The sequence below is a fragment of the Streptomyces sp. NPDC104761 genome (genome assembly GCF_055583445.1).
Map to the genome: position 1 here is coordinate 63,449 of NZ_JBVJNZ010000009.1, position 16,066 is coordinate 79,514.

Below are 16,066 nucleotides of genomic sequence, written 5' to 3' on the forward strand. Positions count from 1 at the left end.
CCGGAAGGGGACACTCGTGGGTCTCGGAGCGATCGATCTCAATCTTCTGGTGGCACTGGAAGCGCTCCTGGAGGAGAAGAACGTCACCCACGCCGGTGTACGGCTGTCCACCAGCCAGTCCGCGATGAGCGGCTCGCTGGCCCGGCTGCGCCGGCACTTCAACGACGAGCTGCTGATCCGGGTGGGCCGCGAGTACGAGCTGACACCGCTCGCGGAGCGGCTGTTGCCGGTCGTGCAGGGCTCGCTGCAGAAGGCCGAGGAGGCGCTGTCGCTGACCCGGCACTTCGACCCGGCGCGCAGCCGCCAGCGGTTCTCCGTGGTCATGTCGGACTACGTGATGACGGTGTTCGTGGAGCCGCTGCTGCGGGTCATCGCGGCCGAGGCACCGGGCGTGCGGATCGACTTCCACCCGATCGTCGACGGGCAGCTGGAGACGGAGACGCACCTGCGCTGCCACGACCTGATGATCGTGCCGCTCGGCTACCAGCTGCCCGGGGTCAGCGAGGCCGTGATGCACGACCGGTTCGTGTGCATCGTCGACCCGGGCAACCCGCGCCTGGTGGACGGCCGGCTCACCCTCCGCGACCTCGCCGAGATGCCGCACGCGGCCTGCGCGATCGGCAAGAGCCACACGCCCGCCGAGCGCCAGCTGGAGACCCTCGGGATCACCCCGAAGGTGCAGGTCTCCACACCCGGTTTCAGCGTGCTGCCGTTCCTGGTGAGCGGTACGGACCTGGTGGCCATGGTCCCGGAGCGGCTGGCCCGCCGCTACGAGGGCTTCGCGCGCTGTGCGGTGGTCCCGGCGCCGTTCCCGGACGTGCCGCTGGTGGAGGCCATGTACTGGCACCACAACCGGCACGCGGACCCGGCGCACCGGTGGCTGCGGGACACGGTCCGCAGGGTCGGGGCGGCGCTCGGCGAGGAGGCGCCGCCGGTGATCGCCGAAGCGGATGCCTCCCATCCCGAGAGCGCGTTTCCGGAGCTGTCCGCGGCTTCCTAGCGTGGACGGGAGACCTCTCCCGTACCCCCTTGGAGGATGCCGTGAGCCGCACGCGCCTGGCGGGCCGTACCGTCGTCGTCACCGGAGCCGCACAGGGCCAGGGGGCCGCGGAGGCGGCCGCGGCCGCCCGGGAGGGCGCGACGGTGGTCGCGACCGACGTGCTCGACGAGACCGGTGAGAAGCTCGCCGCGGCCCTGCGCGCCGACGGCCTCGACGTCCGGTACGTCCACCTGGACGTGACCTCGCCGGACGACTGGGCGGCCCTGGCGGCCTCCCTCGACGTCGTGCACGGCCTGGTGAACAACGCGGGCATCCCGATGCGGGCCCGCCTCGGGCACGTCGAACTCGCCGACTGGAACCAGGCGTTCGCCGTGAACACCACCGGCGCCTTGCTCGGCATCCAGGCCCTCGCCCCGCAGATGCCGGCCGGCTCCTCGATCGTGAACGTCGGCTCGGTCGCCGCCCTCACCGCGCACCACGCGGTGGCGTACACGGCCAGCAAGTGGGCGCTGCGGGGGCTGTCCAGGGTGGCGGCCCTGGAGCTGGCCCCGCACGGCATCCGGACGAACATCATCCACCCCGGGTTCATCGAGACCCCGCTGATGGCCACCGCCGACCCCGTGTTCGTCGCCGCCCACCTCGCCATGACCCCCCAGGGCCGCCCGGGCACGGTCGACGAGGTGGCACCGCTGGTCGTCTATCTCCTCTCCGACGAGGCCTCGTACGTCAACGGCGCGGAGATCACCGTCGACGGCGGCTACGCGTCGCACGGCCCGGTGAAGGCGATCACCGACGCCCTCGGCCAGGACTGAGCGTCAGCTCTTGAGCTGCTCCAGCGTGGACTTGGTGTCGGTCTTCAGCCAGCCGGTCACGTCGTCGAGGGACGGCGGGTCGGTGTCGCTGTCGTACGAGGAGAAGTACGCGCTGTAGTACATGGTGTACGTCATCCACCCGTCCCGTACCGCGAGCGTGGCGTACCGCGAGCCGCTCGTGGTGGAGCCGTTGCTGGTGTCCTGGGTGACCAGGTAGGCCTCGTCGCCGATGCCCTGGACCGGCGTCACGTCGTAGTCGCTGTGGCTGTCGCCGTAGTTCTTCCAGGTGGCCGTGAACTCCGGTGCCGGGTCGGTCTTCTTGTGCAGGTCCACCTCGATGGAGAGGTAGGCGTCCCCGTAGCTGGAGCTGGTCTTCTTGAGGCTGAGGCTGCAGTAGCTCTGGTCCAGCGCGGGGTCCTTCATGACGTTCTTCGTCGGGGACGAGTCGTCCACGGGGTACTCGTCCTTGAACGAGGAGTAGTCGGCGCTGGAGCAGAGGTTCGCGGGTGCCCGGTAGCCGCGCAGGTCCGCGCTGCTCCCGAAGCCTCCGGTCAGGAGGAGTCCGCCCGCCCAGGCGGCGGAGGCGACCACCGCGCCCACGAGGGCCCACAGCACGGCTCTTCCGGCCGCGTTTCCGCCCGTCGCGGACGGTGCGGCCGGCGGCGGGTAGCCATAACCGGGCTGCACGGCATAGGGGTTGGCCTGCGGCGGGACGGGCGGGCCGGCGACGGTGGGCTGGGCGTAGGGGTTCTGCGCGGGCGGCGACTGCGGGCTCGGGTACGGGTACGCGGTCGGCTGGGTGTGCTGGGGCTGCGGCGGTGCCGCCGGGGGCTGGTCCGGCTGCGGCGGGGGCGGCGAGGACTGCTGTGGGGCCGACGACGACGGCGGCTGCTCCGAGGAGGACGGCGGCTGCTGCGGTGGCGTGGACATGTCGTGAAGATACGGCATAACCGGACGTCAGGTCCCCGTCAGGACCGGGATCGTTATGGTCCGGGGACAACCGTTACCAGCCAAGGGCCGCTTCCCACCGGCCAGTTGGGCGACCAAGGCGAGAAGGCCGGGGCAGTGGCCCCGGCCTTCTCGGTACGTCCGCGGTCAGGCGTTCGCCGGCTGCACCGGCAGCTGGGCCGCCGCCCGTGCGGTGTTCTTGCGCACCAGCAGCAGGGTGACCAGCGCGCCGAGCAGCGAGGCGCAGCCGCAGATCACCACGCCCAGGGCCATGCCGTGGGCGAGGGCGTCCTGCGCGGCGGCCCTGGCGCTGCCACTGCCCGCGTTGACCACCGCGAGCGGACCGGCCGCGGCCTCCATTCCGGCGTCGGCGCCGGACAGCTTGCCGACCAGCGCGGAGGACGCCGCGCTCATCGCGACGGTGCTGATCACGGCCGGCCCGAGGCCCTGGCCGAACTCGCGGACCAGGCTGGTGGCGCCGCTCGCCATGCCGGTCATCTCGATCGGCACGGCGTTCACGGCGGCCGAGGTCAGCGAGGACACCACGCAGATGAAGCCGATGCCGAGCAGCAGCACCGGGCCGATGAAGGCCGCGAGTGAGGTGGTGGTGATGGGCAGTGCCGCGATCCAGAACTGGCCTGCGGCCATCGGCAGCAGGCCGCCCATCAGCAGCAGGCGCGGCTCGACGCGGGTGAGCATCCTGCTCAGCACCGGCGCGAGGAGCAGCGGGATCAGCTGAAGGATGACGAACGGCATGCCGGCCCGCAGGGCGCTGAGGTGCATCACCGCGCCGAGCCGGATGGAGACGCAGTAGGCGGTGCCGATGAAGCCGAACATGCCGGTCAGCGCGACCACAGCGGCCGCCGCGAACGACGGGATCCTCAGCAGCTCCAGGTTGAACATCGGCGAGGCGGCGCGCCGCTCCGCCATCACGAAGCCGGCCAGGGCCACGGCGGCGAGGACCAGCGCGAGGACGATGGACGGGCTGCTCCAGCCGCGGTCGCCGCCCTCGATGATGCCCCACAGCAGGGCGGTGAGGCCGACGGCGATGCTGATCTGGCCGGGCCAGTCGAGGGCGCGGCCCTCGGGCGCCCTGGAGTCGGTGACCAGCGCCCAGCAGGAGATGCCGACCGCGATGCCGAGGACGACCGGGGGCACGAACGCCCAGCGGAAGTCGGCGACCGTGGCCAGGATGCCGGAGGAGAGCGGGCCCACGGCGGAGGCCAGGGAGATGCTCAGCGCCCAGGTGGAGACCGCCTTGGCGCGGTCCTTCTCCTCGGGGGTCGCGGCCGCGATGACGGCGAGGGAGCTGGGGAAGAGCGCGGCGGCGCCGATGCCGGCGAGGGCCTGGCCGATCCAGAGCATGGTGATGTTCTGGGAGGTGGCGTTGAGGAGTTCACCGATCGCCAGCACGAATCCGCCGAGAACAAGCAGCCGCTTTCGGCCGAACAGATCGCCCACCACACCGAAATTCAGTTCCAGGATCGCGGTGGGCAGAATGAATGCCGAGGTGACCCAGGCCACCTGCGATCCCGAGGCACCGAATGCGCTCTGGATTTCCCCGTTGATGGGTGAGGGGACGGTAATGCACAGCTGCGCGGCGGCAACTGCCAGACAACAGGCTATGAGCGTGCCCACGTCCAGTTTTCTCACGGCGTTGGTCATTCCCTGCTCCATCTCACGGGTCAACAGTGGTGCTGCGTTCTATGAGTTCGATGAGATTTCCCTCGGGGTCCTTGACCCAGGCCATGCGCACCCCGGGTTCGGGGGACGGACCGGGGGCGAGGACCTCGCCCGCTCCGAGAGCCGTCAACGCGGCGTACACGGGGTCGAGTTCGGGGGTGGTGACCGCGAAGTGCCCGTACCCCTCGGTGAGGGCGGCGGTCATCGGGTCCGGTGCCCTGAGCCCGGGCGCGGACCCGGGCCTGGCGAGCAGTTCGAGCCGCCAGCCGTGCGGGTGTTCCAGGACGACACCGGTGAGACCGGGGCCCTCGAGACGGAACTCGAAGACGGCCTTCAGGCCGAAGGCCGTTGTGTACCAATCGAGTTGGGCGGGCAGATCGCGTACGTTGACGCCCACGTGGTCGAGTCGTGCGTGCATCCGCGCTCAGCCCGCCATCGCGCTGTCGCCGCCGTCGACCATGAGATTCGCGCCGTTGACGAAGGCGGCCTCGTCGGAGCAGAGGAAGGCGGCCGCGCGGGCGATGTCCTCGGGCTGTCCCACCCGGCCGACCGGGATCCGCGCCTCCAGCTGCGCCTTCGGGCCGTTCGGGTCGTCGAGGAAGGGTGCGGTGGCCGCGGTGCGGGTCATGCCGGGGGCGATGGTGTTGACGCGGATGCGGTGCGGGGCGCCGGCCGCGCACAGGTGCTTGCTCATCGCGAGGACCCCGCCCTTGGCGGCGCCGTGCGGCACCATCGGCAGGAACGGCGCGCCGCGCACGGCGGCCACGGAGGCGACGTTCAGGACGGCCCCGCCGCCCCGTGCCACCAGGTGCGGCCAGGCCGCCCGGGTGCAGAAGTAGGGGATGTCGAGCTCGTTCCTGATGGTGAAGTACCAGTCCTCGGCGGGCAGCGTCTCGAAGGGGCCGTTCCGCAGGGCGGAGGCGTTGTTGTAGAGGATGTCGACCCCGCCGAATTCCGCGATCCCGGCCTCGATCCACTCCCGCGCCCCGGCCTCGGTGGAGAGGTCGACCGGCGCCAGGGAACGCATGACACCGTCGGCCTTCTCGACGAGTTCCACGGTTTTTGCGGCGCTCTTCTCGTCGATGTCGCAGCCGAATACGGTGGCGCCCTCCGCCGCGAACACCTGTGCCGCGGCCCGGCCGATTCCAGCCCCCGTTCCACTGATGAAAGCGATTTTTCCGGCCAGTCGACCCATGATTGCGAAGTCCCTTGTCCATGCCGCCGAAGTGCGGTGGTGGCAGCGTAGGTAGGGCCTATGGCCAGAACAAGAAATGCGTCAGCGAAACGCCATCGGGGGTTCGTATGGCTGGTATGCGGCTCAGCCGCCGGGCCGCGGGCGCGGCCGCACCGGGAGGGCGCGCACGCTGTTGCCGACGAAGCTGGCCTGCCGGGCGAGTCGGTCCTCGGGGACGGCCAGGTCCAGGGCCGGGAAGCGGCCGAAGAGCCGCTGCAGGGCGACCGTGGCCTCCAGGCGGGCCAGCGGGGCGCCCAGGCAGTAGTGGGCGCCGTGGCCGAGGGAGAGGTGGCGGGCGGCGTCGGGGCGGGCGGGCCGGGTGACGTCGAACCGGTCGGCGTCGGGGCCGTGCGCGGCCGGGTCGCGTCCGGCGGCCGAGTAGCCGGCCAGCACCGGGGTGCCCGCCGGGATCACCGTCCCGTCGACGGTGAGGTCGCGCACCGGGTAGCGAAAGGGGAAGTAGCTGACCGGCGCGTCCCAGCGCAGCGTCTCCTCCACCACGTCCGCCCAGGTCGCGTCGCCCTTGCGGACGAGTTCGAGCTGGTCGCGGTGGCCGCACAGGGCGCGCACCGCATTGGTGATCAGGTTGAGGGTGGTCTCGTGCCCGGCGATGATCATCAGGACCAGGGTGCCGATCAGCTCCTCCTGGCTGAGCCGGTCGCCGTCCTCGTCGCGGGCGGCGATCAGGGCGCTGGTGAGGTCGTCGCCGGGGTGTCCGGCGCGGGCGGCGGCGACGGCTGAGAGGACGCCGGCCAGTTCCCGGTTGGCGGCGACGGCCTCGGCCGGTTTGATGTCGGTGGCGACGACCTGGTTGGTCAGGTGGTGCAGCCGGTCGCGGAACTCGGCGTCCACGCCGAGGAGTTCACCGATGACGCCCAGGGGCAGCGGCAGCGCGAAGTACCGGCGCAGATCGGCGACGCCGTCACCGTCGGCCGCGGCCCGGTCGAGGTCGTCGAGGAGGGTGTCGGTCAACTCCGCGATCCGGGGCCGGAGTTCCTCGACCCGGCGCGGGGTGAAGGCCCGGCTGACCAGTCCGCGCAGTCTGCGGTGGTCGGCGCCGTCGGCGGTGGTCATCCCGCGCACGGTGGCGAAGGTCAGCAAGGGCCAGCCCGTTGGGATGCGGCCTTCCCGGAGCTGCGTGAAGTGCCGGGCGTCCTTGGCTACTCCGGGATGCTGGAGGAACTCCCTGAGCGCCTCGTGCCCGAGCACGGCCATGCCCTCGACGCCACCGGGCAGCACGACCGGGGTCACGGCACCGCGCGCCAGCAGCCGGGCGTTGGCGGCGTGCGGGCAGCCGCCGGCCGGGTCCGGGCGGTACGGCACGGGCGGGGTCTCCACCAGGGGCTCCTGACAGCGCAACGACACGGACACCGCCGATCGTAGGCGCCCCCGGGCCCGTGGGAAGCAGCTTTTCCCGGCCAGTGCGGACCGGCACGGAGCGGCGGGCCACGGACAGCTCGCCACAGACAGCGGCCAGTGGTCACTGGTCAGCGGTCAGCGGGAATACCGGCGCCCGGTGCCATGTTGACGATCGTGGAACCCCGGGTATAGTGCGATCAGCACGTGTGAGCGCCTTCCCATCGGGCGCCGAGTGCCGGTTCCACTCCTCCAGCCGCATCGCCCGTCGCTTCCCGACCGGCCCGCCGGCTTCTCAGCACCACCTCGTGACCAGGGCGTTCCCGCCGTTCCCGAGGTGCCGTTCTCCGCCGCACGGAGGTCTGCGCACACGCCCTCCCGCTCGCGGCCCACTCCCCCCTTCACCCATGTCTTCCGTCCGCGAAAGGACCACCTCTCATGACCACCGCTCTCGAACCCCCGGTACAGCAGCAGGACCGGCCGGCCGCCCGCCCCGTCACCGGTGTCCTCGACATCGACGCGGGCGGGAAGGGGCAGCTGCGGGCCCCGAGCTGCCTGCCCTCCCCCGCCGACCCGCAGGTCCCGCCGGCGCTGATCCGCCGGCACGGCCTGCGCAAGGGCGACCTCGTCGAGGGCGTCCGCGGCGACCGGCGCACGCTGACCGAGGTCACACGCGTCAACGGCCGGACGCCCGACGAACTGCGCGGCCGCCGTCACTTCCGCGAGCTCACCCCGCTGCACCCGCATGAGCGGATCCGCCTGGAACACCCCGCCGCCGGGCTCGCCGGACGGGTCACCGACCTGTTCGCACCCGTCGGCAAGGGGCAGCGCGGGCTGATCGTGGCCCCGCCGAAGACCGGCAAGACCGTGCTGCTCCAGCAGTTCGCGGCCGCCGTCGCCGGCAACCACCCGGAGTGCCACCTCATGGTGCTGCTGCTCGACGAGCGCCCGGAGGAAGTCACCGACATGCGGCGCTCGGTGCGCGGCGAGGTGTACGCCTCCACCTTCGACCGGCCCGCCAAGGAGCACATCGCCCTCGCCGAACTCGTCGTCGAGCGCGCCAAGCGGCTGGTCGAGGAGGGCAAGGACGTCGTCATCCTTCTCGACTCCCTGACCCGGCTGTGCCGGGCCCACAACAACGCGGCCGCCTCCAACGGCCGCACCCTCAGCGGCGGAGTCGACGCCGGCGCGCTGCTCGGCCCGAAGCGTTTCTTCGGCGCCGCCCGCAAGGCCGAGGAGGGCGGTTCGCTCACCATCCTCGCCACCGTCCTGGTGGACACCGGCTCCCGCGCCGACGGCTACTTCTTCGAGGAGCTGAAGAGCACCGGCAACATGGAGCTGCGCCTGGACCGCGAGCTGGCCTCCCGGCGGGTCTTCCCGGCCGTCGACATCGCCCCCTCCGGCACCCGCCGCGAGGAACTCCTGCTCACCCCGGCCGAGTTGACCGCCGTCCGCGGACTGCGCCGGGCCCTGCAGAGCCGGGAGGGCGCCCCGGGCGGCCTGGAGACGCTCCTGGAGCGGCTGCGGGAGACCCCGGACAACGCGGCCTTCCTGCGGCGCGTGCAGCCGACCCTCCCTGCGGGCTGACCCCGGGCGCCCCCGCCAGGAGGCGCACGGCGGGGCCCGGCGTGCGGCATCCGGGTTGCTCACGGCCTCCGTCCGGCCCTGGCAGCGCGCCGGACACCGCCCCCATTCCTACGTTGATCATATGACGATCGGATTCCCTGACCGATTCCCGCGGCGAGCGGCGGTGACCACCTGCTCCGTCTGCCTGGCGGGCCTGCTGGCGCTGACACCCGGCACGGCCGCCGCCGGCACCGCGGCGCTCGACCCGGCCCCGCCCCCGAGGGCGGTGGTGCCCGGACCGTCTCTGCTCTACCACTCCGGCACGCAGGTGCGGCCGCACCCCGGGGCCCCGGAGCTCCCGGACCTCTCCGCGCTCTCCTGGCTGGTCGCCGACGCGGACACCGGTCAGGTGCTGGCGGCCAGCCACGCACACCGCCAGCTGCCGCCGGCCAGCACCCTCAAGACCCTGTTCGCGCTCACCGTGCTGCCCGTCCTGCCCGCCGACCTCCCGCACCGCGTGACGTCCCGGGAACTGGCGGACGTCCCCGAGGACAGCAGCGTGGTCGGCGTGGAGGCCGGCCACACCTACCAGGTGTCCGACCTGTGGCGCGGGGTCTTCCTCAGCTCCGGGAACGACGCCGTGCACGTGCTGGCCGCGCTCGACGGCGGCTGGCAGCGCACCACCGCCCGGATGCAGGCCAACGCCCGCTCCCTGGGCGCCCTCGACACCCAGGTCAGGTCCCCCGACGGCTACGACGCGCCGGGGCAGGTCTCCTCCGCCTTCGACCTCGCGGTGTTCGGCCGGGAGGGGCTGCGCAACCCCGACTTCGCCCGGTACTGCTCCACCGCCGAGGCCCGCTTCCCCGACGGCACCGGCTGGTCGTTCGGCATCGAGAACACCAACCGGCTGCTCACCGGCGCGGACGGTGTGGGGCGGTACCCCGGCCTGATCGGGATCAAGAACGGCTACACCACCAACGCCGGCAACACCCTCGTGGCCGCCGCCCGGCGCGGCGGGCGCACCCTCCTCGTGACGGTGATGAACCCTCAGGACGGCGGCGTGTACGACGAGGCCCGTCAGCTGCTCGACTGGGGTTTCGAGGCGGCCGGACGGGTCGACCCGGTCGGCTCGCTGGACGGTCTGCGGCCCAGGCCGCGGCCCCGGCCGGGCCCGAGCACCGTACCGGTGGCGGCGGCCACGGCACCCGCAGACGACTCCGACTGGTGGGAGACCGCCCTCGTCACCGGGTTCGCGGTGTTCGGCGCGGGCGCCGTCACCCTTGCGGTACGGCTCAGGGGTGAGCGCGCCGGCCGGGACTGACCGGCCGGCAGGCCGAGGAGCAGGCCCAGCGTGATCCAGGTGTAGAGGTTGCTGCCGAGGAACCCGCCGATGCCGGACGCGTCGTCGAACCACAGCCACACCACGCTGGTGCACATCACCGCATAGAGGGCGCCCGCGGTCCGCGGGTACCCGGCGCGTGCCAGGAGCACGAACGACGGCAGCACCCACACCAGGTGGTGCACCCAGGTGATCGGGCTGACCAGGCAGGCGGCGAGGCCGGTGAGCGCGAAGGCGGCCGTCCAGTCGCCGGCCGCGACGGCTTTCCGCGTCCGCCACGCCCACACGGCCAGGGTGAGCAGCACCAGGATCGCCCACAGCGGCTTGTCCGGATGGCCCAGCCGGGCCAGCACGCCCTGCAGCGACTGGTTCGAGACGTAGTCGAGCCGGCCGACCCTGCTGGTGTCCCAGAGGGCCTGGGTCCAGTAGAAGCGGGACGCCCTCGGGTCGGCCCAGGCCGCGAGCCCGGTCGCGGCGAGCGCCACGGCCGTGGCGACACCGGCCGCCCGCCACTTGCGGCCGATCAGCAGCATGAGGATGAACAGGGCCGGGGTGAGCTTGATCGCGGCGGCGAGCCCGATCCCGATCCCGGCCCAGCGGCCCCGCCCGCTGCGCAGCAGGCAGCAGTCAGCGAGCACCAGGGCGAGCAGTATCAGGTTCACCTGGCCGAAGCTGAACGTGTCCCGCAACGGCTCGAACAGCGCCAGTGCGCAGAGCGCGAGCGCCCACCGGTACCAGCCCCAGCGCCGCCAGCCGGGTCCGGCCAGGATGCGCAGCACGAACGCCAGCGCGGCCAGGTTCAGCAGCAGCGATGCCGCGATGGCCAGGTGCAGCCCCACCAGCGCCATCGGCAGCATGCCGACCGCGGCGAACGGCGGATACGTGAACCCGTACGTCGTGCCCGGCACCCGGTAGTCGTAGATCCGGCCGCCGTGGTGCACCCAGGTGTGCACGGTGCCGTAGTACACCCGCAGGTCGAACCAGTCGCGCAGCAGCGGCACGGTGGCCGTGAACACGGTCACGGCGGCGACGAGGAGCAGGACGAGCAGCAGCCGCCCGCGGTCGGTCCGCGGTCTCGTCGGGCCCCTCATGCCGTACGTCCCACGGCCGGGGCCTGCGCGGCCTGGTGGGCCTGCCAGAGCACGACCACGCCGAGCACCCCGCCGGAGACCGCGAGGACCAGCTGGCCGATGTCCGCGGGGCCACCGCTGGGCAGCACGGCGAGGGCGAGCACGCCGGTGACCGCCGCCACCCGGTGCCGTACCGAGGTGCTGGGCGCCGCGGCCGCTATCAGGAACAGGCCCCAGATGGCGTACCAGGGGCGGATCGCAGGCCCGAAGGCGGCGACGGCGGCCAGGCTCAGGCCCAGGGCGTAGACCGGGCGGGGCCGCAGCCGGACCCATATCAGGAGCACGGTCACCGCGGTGAGCGCGAGCCCGAGCAGGTGCCAGGCCGGTACGGCGAACGGCGCGAGGTCGCTGCCGAAGTGTTCGAGGATCCGGCCCGTGGCCCGGCCGAGCAGGCTGCTGAGCGCCCAGTTGTGCGGGGAGACGGGCGTGTCGAGCGCCCTTATCCACCCGTACCCGGTCCCGGCGACGGCGGTCGCCACCACCGTCGTCGCCCCGGACGCCACCACCGTCGTCAGGGTGGCCCGCACGGGACTGCGGCCCCTGCGGGCCTGTACGGCGATCACCGCGAGCAGGCCGAGCGCGGCGGGTGCCTTGACCAGCGCCGCGAGGGTGACGAGCACGGCTCCCAGGACCGGCCAGCGGCCGAGCGCCGCGACCAGGCCGAGGCCGAGCAGACCGAGCATGATGGCGTCGTTGTGGGCGCCGGCGACCAGGTGCAGCAGGACCAGCGGGTTGAGGGCGCCGAGCCAGAGCGCGGCGGCCGGGTCGGCGCCGCTGTGCCGGGCGAGCCGCGGCAGTGCGGCCGCCATCAGGCCGACGCCGAGCAGGGCGACCAGCCGCATCCCGAATAGCCCGGCGGGGAGTTCACCGCGGGTCAGCCCGGACAGCAGCGAGGCCACGCCCATGAACGCCGGGCCGTAGGGCGCGGCCGTGTTCTGCCACACCGGGGCGACCTCGTCGGCCAGCGGGCCGCCGAGCTGGGCGGGTCCCGAGGTGTAGACGTCCATGTGCGCGTCGACCATGGCGCCCTGCGCGAGGTAGCTGTACACGTCCCGGCTGAACAGCGGGGGCGCCAGCAGCAGCGGGGCCGCCCAGACGGCGAGGACGAGCAACAGCTGCCGCGGGGTGGGCGGTTCGGCGCCGCGCACGAGGCGGCCCAGCAGCAGCCAGGCCGCGATCAGCAGCACGACGCCGAAGTACACCCCGACCAGGCCGAACGCCGCCTGCACGGAGCTGGGTGCGAGCAGATCCTCCACGGGCAGGGCGCCGGCTGTCTCACCTCCCAGGGCCAGGAAGGCGGTGCCGGCCAGGCCCAGAACCTGGCAGCGGCGTAGATCGACGGGGAAAGCCATGGCCAACACTGGGTCAGCGTGTCAATTGCGGGTGGCCGGAAAGCGACGGGGTGTTTTCTTGGGAGGGGCCTGGTTGTTACCTGTGGGTGGTGGGGCCGCGCCTCTAGAAGACCGACAGCCCCGTGAGCGTCGTGAAGCGGTCCAGCGCCGCCACCCCCGCCACCGAGTTGCCCCGCTCGTCCAGACCGGGGCTCCACACGCACAGTGTGCAACGGCCCGGTACCACGGCGATGATCCCGCCGCCGACTCCGCTCTTGCCCGGCAGGCCGACCCGGTAGGCGAAGTCGCCCGCCGCGTCGTACGTCCCGCACGTCAGCATCACCGCGTTGACCTGTTTCGCCTGGCTTCTGGTGAGCAGGCGGGTGCCGTCGGCGCGGATGCCGTGGCGGGCCAGGAACGTGGTGGCGAGGGCCAGGTCGGCGCAGGAGGCGGCGACGGAGCACTGGCGGAAGTACTGGTCGAGGAGGACCGGGATGTCGTTGTCGATGTTGCCGTAGGAGGCCATGAAGTGGGCCAGCGCGGCGTTGCGGTCGCCGTGCTGGGACTCGGAGGCGGCCACTTCCTTGTCGAAGTCCAGGGAGGGGTTGCCGCTCTCGGCGCGCAGGAAGGCCAGGAGCTCGCCGGCCGCGTCCGCGGTACGGGTCTGGAGGCGGTCGGTGACGACGAGCGCGCCCGCGTTGATGAACGGGTTGCGCGGGATGCCGTTCTCGTACTCCAGCTGGACCAGGGAGTTGAAGGGGTTGCCGGAGGGTTCGCGGCCGACGTGTTCCCAGAGTTCGTCGCCCTCGCGGGCCAGGTCGAGGGCGAGGGTGAAGACCTTGGTGATCGACTGCGTGGAGAACGGCTGCCGCCAGTCGCCCACGCCGTAGACGGTGCCGTCCAGCTCGGCCACGGCCATGCCGAAGCTGCGGGGGTCGCAGGCGGCGAGCGCCGGGATGTAGTCGGCCGGGCGGCCGCGCCCCGGCGTGCGGCCTATCTCCTCGGCGATCCGCTCCAGGACCGGCAGGAAGGCTCGGGACGACGTCATTGTCATGATCACCATTGTGCCTCCGGACCGGTCCTGGCGCGCAGCCGCAGGTCAGGCCAGGGGGGAGCCGGTGCCGGCGACGACCTCGGGACGCAGCAGGCCGGCGAGCCGGTCGGCGGGCAACAGACCCTTCTCCAGCACCAGTTCGGCGACGCCCCGGCCGGTGGCGAGGGCCTCCTTGGCGATGTCGGTGGCCGCCGTGTACCCGATGTACGGGTTGAGGGCGGTGACCAGGCCGATGGAGTTCTCGACCGTCGCCCGCAGCACCTCGGTGTCGGCGGTGATGCCGTCGACGCACCGCTCCGCCAGCGTGAGGCAGGCGTTGCGCAGGTGGGTGATGCTCTCCGACAGGGAGTGCAGGATGATCGGCTCGAAGGCGTTCAGCTGGAGCTGCCCGGCCTCGGCGGCCATGGTGATGGCGACGTCGTTGCCGATGACCTCGAAGGCGACCTGGTTGACGACCTCGGGGATCACCGGGTTGACCTTGCCCGGCATGATCGACGAACCGGCCTGTACGGGCGGAAGGTTGATCTCGCCGAGCCCCGCACGCGGTCCGGAGGACAGCAGCCGCAGGTCGTTGCAGCTCTTGCTCAGCTTGACCGCGATCCGCTTGAGCACCCCGGACATCTGGACGAACGCCCCGCAGTCCTGGGTCGCCTCCACCAGGTTGGCGGCGGTGACCAGTGGCAGCCCGGTGATCCCGGCGAGGTGCCGGCGGGCCGACTCGGCATATCCGGCGGGCGCGTTGAGCCCGGTCCCGATCGCGGTCGCACCCAGATTGATCTCATGGATCAGCTCGACGGCCTCGGCGAGCCGGCTGCGGTCCTCGTCCAGCATCACGGCGAACGTCGAGAACTCCTGCCCGAGCGTCATCGGCACCGCGTCCTGCAACTGCGTACGGCCCATCTTGAGCACGTCACGGAACTCGACGGCCTTGCGCCCGAAGGAGTCCTGGAGCACCGCCATCGCCTTGAGCAGCCCGCGCACCGCGAACACGGTCGCGATCTTGACGGCGGTCGGGTAGACGTCGTTGGTCGACTGGCCGAGGTTGACGTCCTCGTTGGGGTGCAGGTGCCGGTACTCCCCCTTCCGGTGCCCCATCAGCTCCAGCGCCCGGTTCGCCACGACCTCGTTGGCGTTCATGTTCGTCGACGTCCCGGCACCGCCCTGGATGACGTCGACGACGAACTGGTCGTGCAGCTTGCCGGCCCGTATCTCCCGGCAGGCGGTCACGATCGCGGCGGCCTTCTCCGGCGCCAGCAGCCCCAGCTCCTCGTTGGCGAGCGCGGCGGCCTCCTTGACGGCGGCCAGGGCGTCGATCAGATGTGGGTAGGCGGAGATCGTCATGCCTGTGATCGGAAAGTTCTCGGTGGCACGCAGGGTGTGCACGCCCCAGTAGGCGTCGGCGGGCACGTCACGGTCACCGAGCAGGTCGTGTTCGCTTCGGGTGACGACGGTGGTGGTCATGAGGGTGGGTTTTCCTCTTTCGGAGGGAGTGAACTTTTCAAGACCGGGGCTGAAGCACCCCGTCAGGGGCGCGGGGAACTGCGCGACCGGCCACAACCGGCCCGCAGCCGCCGACCGACAAGTCGGCCCGCCCCACTAGGCGCAAACCGAAACCGGCTCCAGCGATCGAACGGGCCGCACACGCCCGACCTCTCGCCCACCGCCGAGCAACGCCTCACCGGCGAACCCGCTCAGCAGCTCCGGATCAACCCCGGCCCGCGCCAGCGCCGCGGCGGCCACCGGAACCCGCGCCCGGTCCGCCCCGTCGGAGATCTTCACGGCCACGGCCCGCCCGTCCGGCAGCGCCGCGACCTCGACGCCCTCGAAGCCGTCCTTGGCCAGCAGTCCCGGCACGGCCGCCATCAGCGCGGCCACGTCACGCCCGGCACCGGACGCCATCTCGGCGTGCTCCCGCATCGCGTCGGCGACCCGCGCCTCGGGCGTGCCCGGCGCGGCGGTGACGATCCGCGACACCGCGCGCGCCAGCCCGTGCAGCGAGACGGAGAACAGCGGTGCCCCGCAGCCGTCCACAGTCGTTGCGGCCACCCGCTGCCCGGTCAGGTCCTCGACGATCTCGGCGATCGCCTGCTGGAGCGGGTGCTCCGGCTCCAGGTAGTCCTCCAGGGACCACCCGTTCAGCTTCGCCGTCCACAGCATCGCCGCATGCTTGCCGGAGCAGTTCTGGGCGAGGCGGGACGGCTCCCGGCCCTCACGGACCCACTCGTCCCGCACCGCGGGCCCGTACGGCATGTCGGGCACGTTGCGCAGGTCGGCCTCGGTCAGTCCGGCGAGGCCGAGGATGCGCCGGGTCCCGGCGAGGTGCCGCTCCTCGCCGGAGTGGCTGGCGGCGGCCAGCGAGAGCAGGTCGCCGTCGAGGGGCAGCCCGGCCCGCAGCATGGCCACGGCCTGGACGGGCTTGAGGGCCGAGCGCGGGTAGAACGCGGCCTCGATGTCGCCGAGCTGGAACTGGACCTGCCCGTCGGCGCCGAGGACGACGACGGAGCCGTAGTGGATGCCCTCGACGACCCCGCCGCGGACGAGGTGGGCGACGGGGGCGTGGAGGGGTGCACGGACGACGGGTGGGTCCGCGGGGGAACTGCTGTACATCACTGC

At 72.4% G+C, this 16,066-nt stretch carries 13 protein-coding genes and 1 pseudogene; 4 read left to right on the forward strand and 10 right to left on the reverse strand.

Going from position 1 to position 16,066, the window contains the following annotated elements; all coding sequences use genetic code 11:
• The first annotated feature begins 16 nt into the window (after positions 1-16).
• Positions 17-1,000 carry a LysR family transcriptional regulator gene (locus tag ACZ63F_RS24280; RefSeq protein ID WP_469713661.1) on the forward strand — a complete coding sequence of 328 codons (984 nt, stop codon included), beginning with the start codon at positions 17-19 and terminating at the stop codon, positions 998-1,000.
• A 41-nt stretch (positions 1,001-1,041) separates the two neighbouring features.
• Positions 1,042-1,812 carry an SDR family NAD(P)-dependent oxidoreductase gene (locus ACZ63F_RS24285; RefSeq protein ID WP_469713662.1) on the forward strand — a complete coding sequence of 257 codons (771 nt, stop codon included), beginning with the start codon at positions 1,042-1,044 and terminating at the stop codon, positions 1,810-1,812.
• A gap of 3 nt (positions 1,813-1,815) precedes the next feature.
• Here the strand turns inward: ACZ63F_RS24285 and ACZ63F_RS24290 are convergent, their stop codons facing one another.
• The 5 genes from ACZ63F_RS24290 to ACZ63F_RS24310 all read right to left on the reverse strand — a co-directional run bounded on the left by ACZ63F_RS24290 (position 1,816) and on the right by ACZ63F_RS24310 (position 7,015).
• Complete coding sequence (locus tag ACZ63F_RS24290) at positions 1,816-2,742, reverse strand: hypothetical protein (RefSeq protein WP_469713663.1); 927 nt, start codon at positions 2,740-2,742, stop codon at positions 1,816-1,818.
• 165 nt (positions 2,743-2,907) lie between these two features.
• Positions 2,908-4,437: an MFS transporter gene (locus ACZ63F_RS24295; RefSeq protein ID WP_469713664.1), complete on the reverse strand. Its 1,530-nt coding sequence runs from the start codon at positions 4,435-4,437 to the stop codon at positions 2,908-2,910.
• A 1-nt stretch (position 4,438) separates the two neighbouring features.
• Positions 4,439-4,861 carry a VOC family protein gene (locus ACZ63F_RS24300; protein WP_469713666.1) on the reverse strand — a complete coding sequence of 141 codons (423 nt, stop codon included), beginning with the start codon at positions 4,859-4,861 and terminating at the stop codon, positions 4,439-4,441.
• A gap of 6 nt (positions 4,862-4,867) precedes the next feature.
• Positions 4,868-5,638: an SDR family NAD(P)-dependent oxidoreductase gene (locus ACZ63F_RS24305; RefSeq protein ID WP_469713667.1), complete on the reverse strand. Its 771-nt coding sequence runs from the start codon at positions 5,636-5,638 to the stop codon at positions 4,868-4,870.
• Positions 5,639-5,761: 123 nt separating this feature from the next.
• Positions 5,762-7,015, reverse strand: coding sequence for a cytochrome P450 family protein (locus ACZ63F_RS24310; protein WP_469713668.1), 1,254 nt, complete (start codon positions 7,013-7,015; stop codon positions 5,762-5,764).
• A gap of 456 nt (positions 7,016-7,471) precedes the next feature.
• Here ACZ63F_RS24310 and rho point away from each other — a divergent pair, with 456 nt between their 5' ends.
• A complete protein-coding gene (rho, locus tag ACZ63F_RS24315; protein WP_469713670.1) occupies positions 7,472-8,620 on the forward strand; it encodes a transcription termination factor Rho in 1,149 nt (382 codons plus the stop codon).
• A 121-nt stretch (positions 8,621-8,741) separates the two neighbouring features.
• Positions 8,742-9,587 (forward strand): annotated as a pseudogene (locus ACZ63F_RS24320) (D-alanyl-D-alanine carboxypeptidase family protein); the annotation flags it as partial.
• 89 nt (positions 9,588-9,676) lie between these two features.
• On the opposite strand, the gene ACZ63F_RS24325 reads toward ACZ63F_RS24320, so the two are convergent.
• The 5 genes from ACZ63F_RS24325 to ACZ63F_RS24345 form a co-directional block, all read right to left on the reverse strand.
• Positions 9,677-11,029, reverse strand: coding sequence for a glycosyltransferase family 87 protein (locus ACZ63F_RS24325; RefSeq protein ID WP_469713671.1), 1,353 nt, complete (start codon positions 11,027-11,029; stop codon positions 9,677-9,679).
• Positions 11,026-12,420 (reverse strand): polyprenol phosphomannose-dependent alpha 1,6 mannosyltransferase MptB, encoded by a 1,395-nt coding sequence (mptB, locus tag ACZ63F_RS24330; protein ID WP_469713673.1) that lies wholly within the window; start codon positions 12,418-12,420, stop codon positions 11,026-11,028. Before mptB ends, ACZ63F_RS24325 begins: the two co-directional genes overlap by 4 nt.
• 103 nt (positions 12,421-12,523) lie before the next feature.
• Positions 12,524-13,462, reverse strand: coding sequence for a glutaminase (locus ACZ63F_RS24335; RefSeq protein ID WP_469713674.1), 939 nt, complete (start codon positions 13,460-13,462; stop codon positions 12,524-12,526).
• A gap of 36 nt (positions 13,463-13,498) precedes the next feature.
• Positions 13,499-14,914 (reverse strand): aspartate ammonia-lyase, encoded by a 1,416-nt coding sequence (gene aspA, locus ACZ63F_RS24340; RefSeq protein ID WP_469713676.1) that lies wholly within the window; start codon positions 14,912-14,914, stop codon positions 13,499-13,501.
• A gap of 135 nt (positions 14,915-15,049) precedes the next feature.
• Positions 15,050-16,060 (reverse strand): asparaginase, encoded by a 1,011-nt coding sequence (locus ACZ63F_RS24345; RefSeq protein ID WP_469713677.1) that lies wholly within the window; start codon positions 16,058-16,060, stop codon positions 15,050-15,052.
• Positions 16,061-16,066: the final 6 nt, after the last annotated feature.

Bases quoted from the DNA above. Each gene is read 5' to 3' on its own strand.
- ACZ63F_RS24290 (WP_469713663.1), bottom strand. From the start codon at position 2,742: ATGTCCACGCCACCGCAGCAGCCGCCGTCCTCCTCGGAGCAGCCGCCG.
- ACZ63F_RS24295 (WP_469713664.1), bottom strand. From the start codon at position 4,437: ATGGAGCAGGGAATGACCAACGCCGTGAGAAAACTGGACGTGGGCACG.
- ACZ63F_RS24300 (WP_469713666.1), bottom strand. From the start codon at position 4,861: ATGCACGCACGACTCGACCACGTGGGCGTCAACGTACGCGATCTGCCC.
- ACZ63F_RS24305 (WP_469713667.1), bottom strand. From the start codon at position 5,638: ATGGGTCGACTGGCCGGAAAAATCGCTTTCATCAGTGGAACGGGGGCT.
- rho (WP_469713670.1), top strand. From the start codon at position 7,472: ATGACCACCGCTCTCGAACCCCCGGTACAGCAGCAGGACCGGCCGGCC.
- ACZ63F_RS24325 (WP_469713671.1), bottom strand. From the start codon at position 11,029: ATGAGGGGCCCGACGAGACCGCGGACCGACCGCGGGCGGCTGCTGCTC.
- mptB (WP_469713673.1), bottom strand. From the start codon at position 12,420: ATGGCTTTCCCCGTCGATCTACGCCGCTGCCAGGTTCTGGGCCTGGCC.
- ACZ63F_RS24335 (WP_469713674.1), bottom strand. From the start codon at position 13,462: ATGGTGATCATGACAATGACGTCGTCCCGAGCCTTCCTGCCGGTCCTG.
- aspA (WP_469713676.1), bottom strand. From the start codon at position 14,914: ATGACCACCACCGTCGTCACCCGAAGCGAACACGACCTGCTCGGTGAC.
- ACZ63F_RS24345 (WP_469713677.1), bottom strand. From the start codon at position 16,060: ATGTACAGCAGTTCCCCCGCGGACCCACCCGTCGTCCGTGCACCCCTC.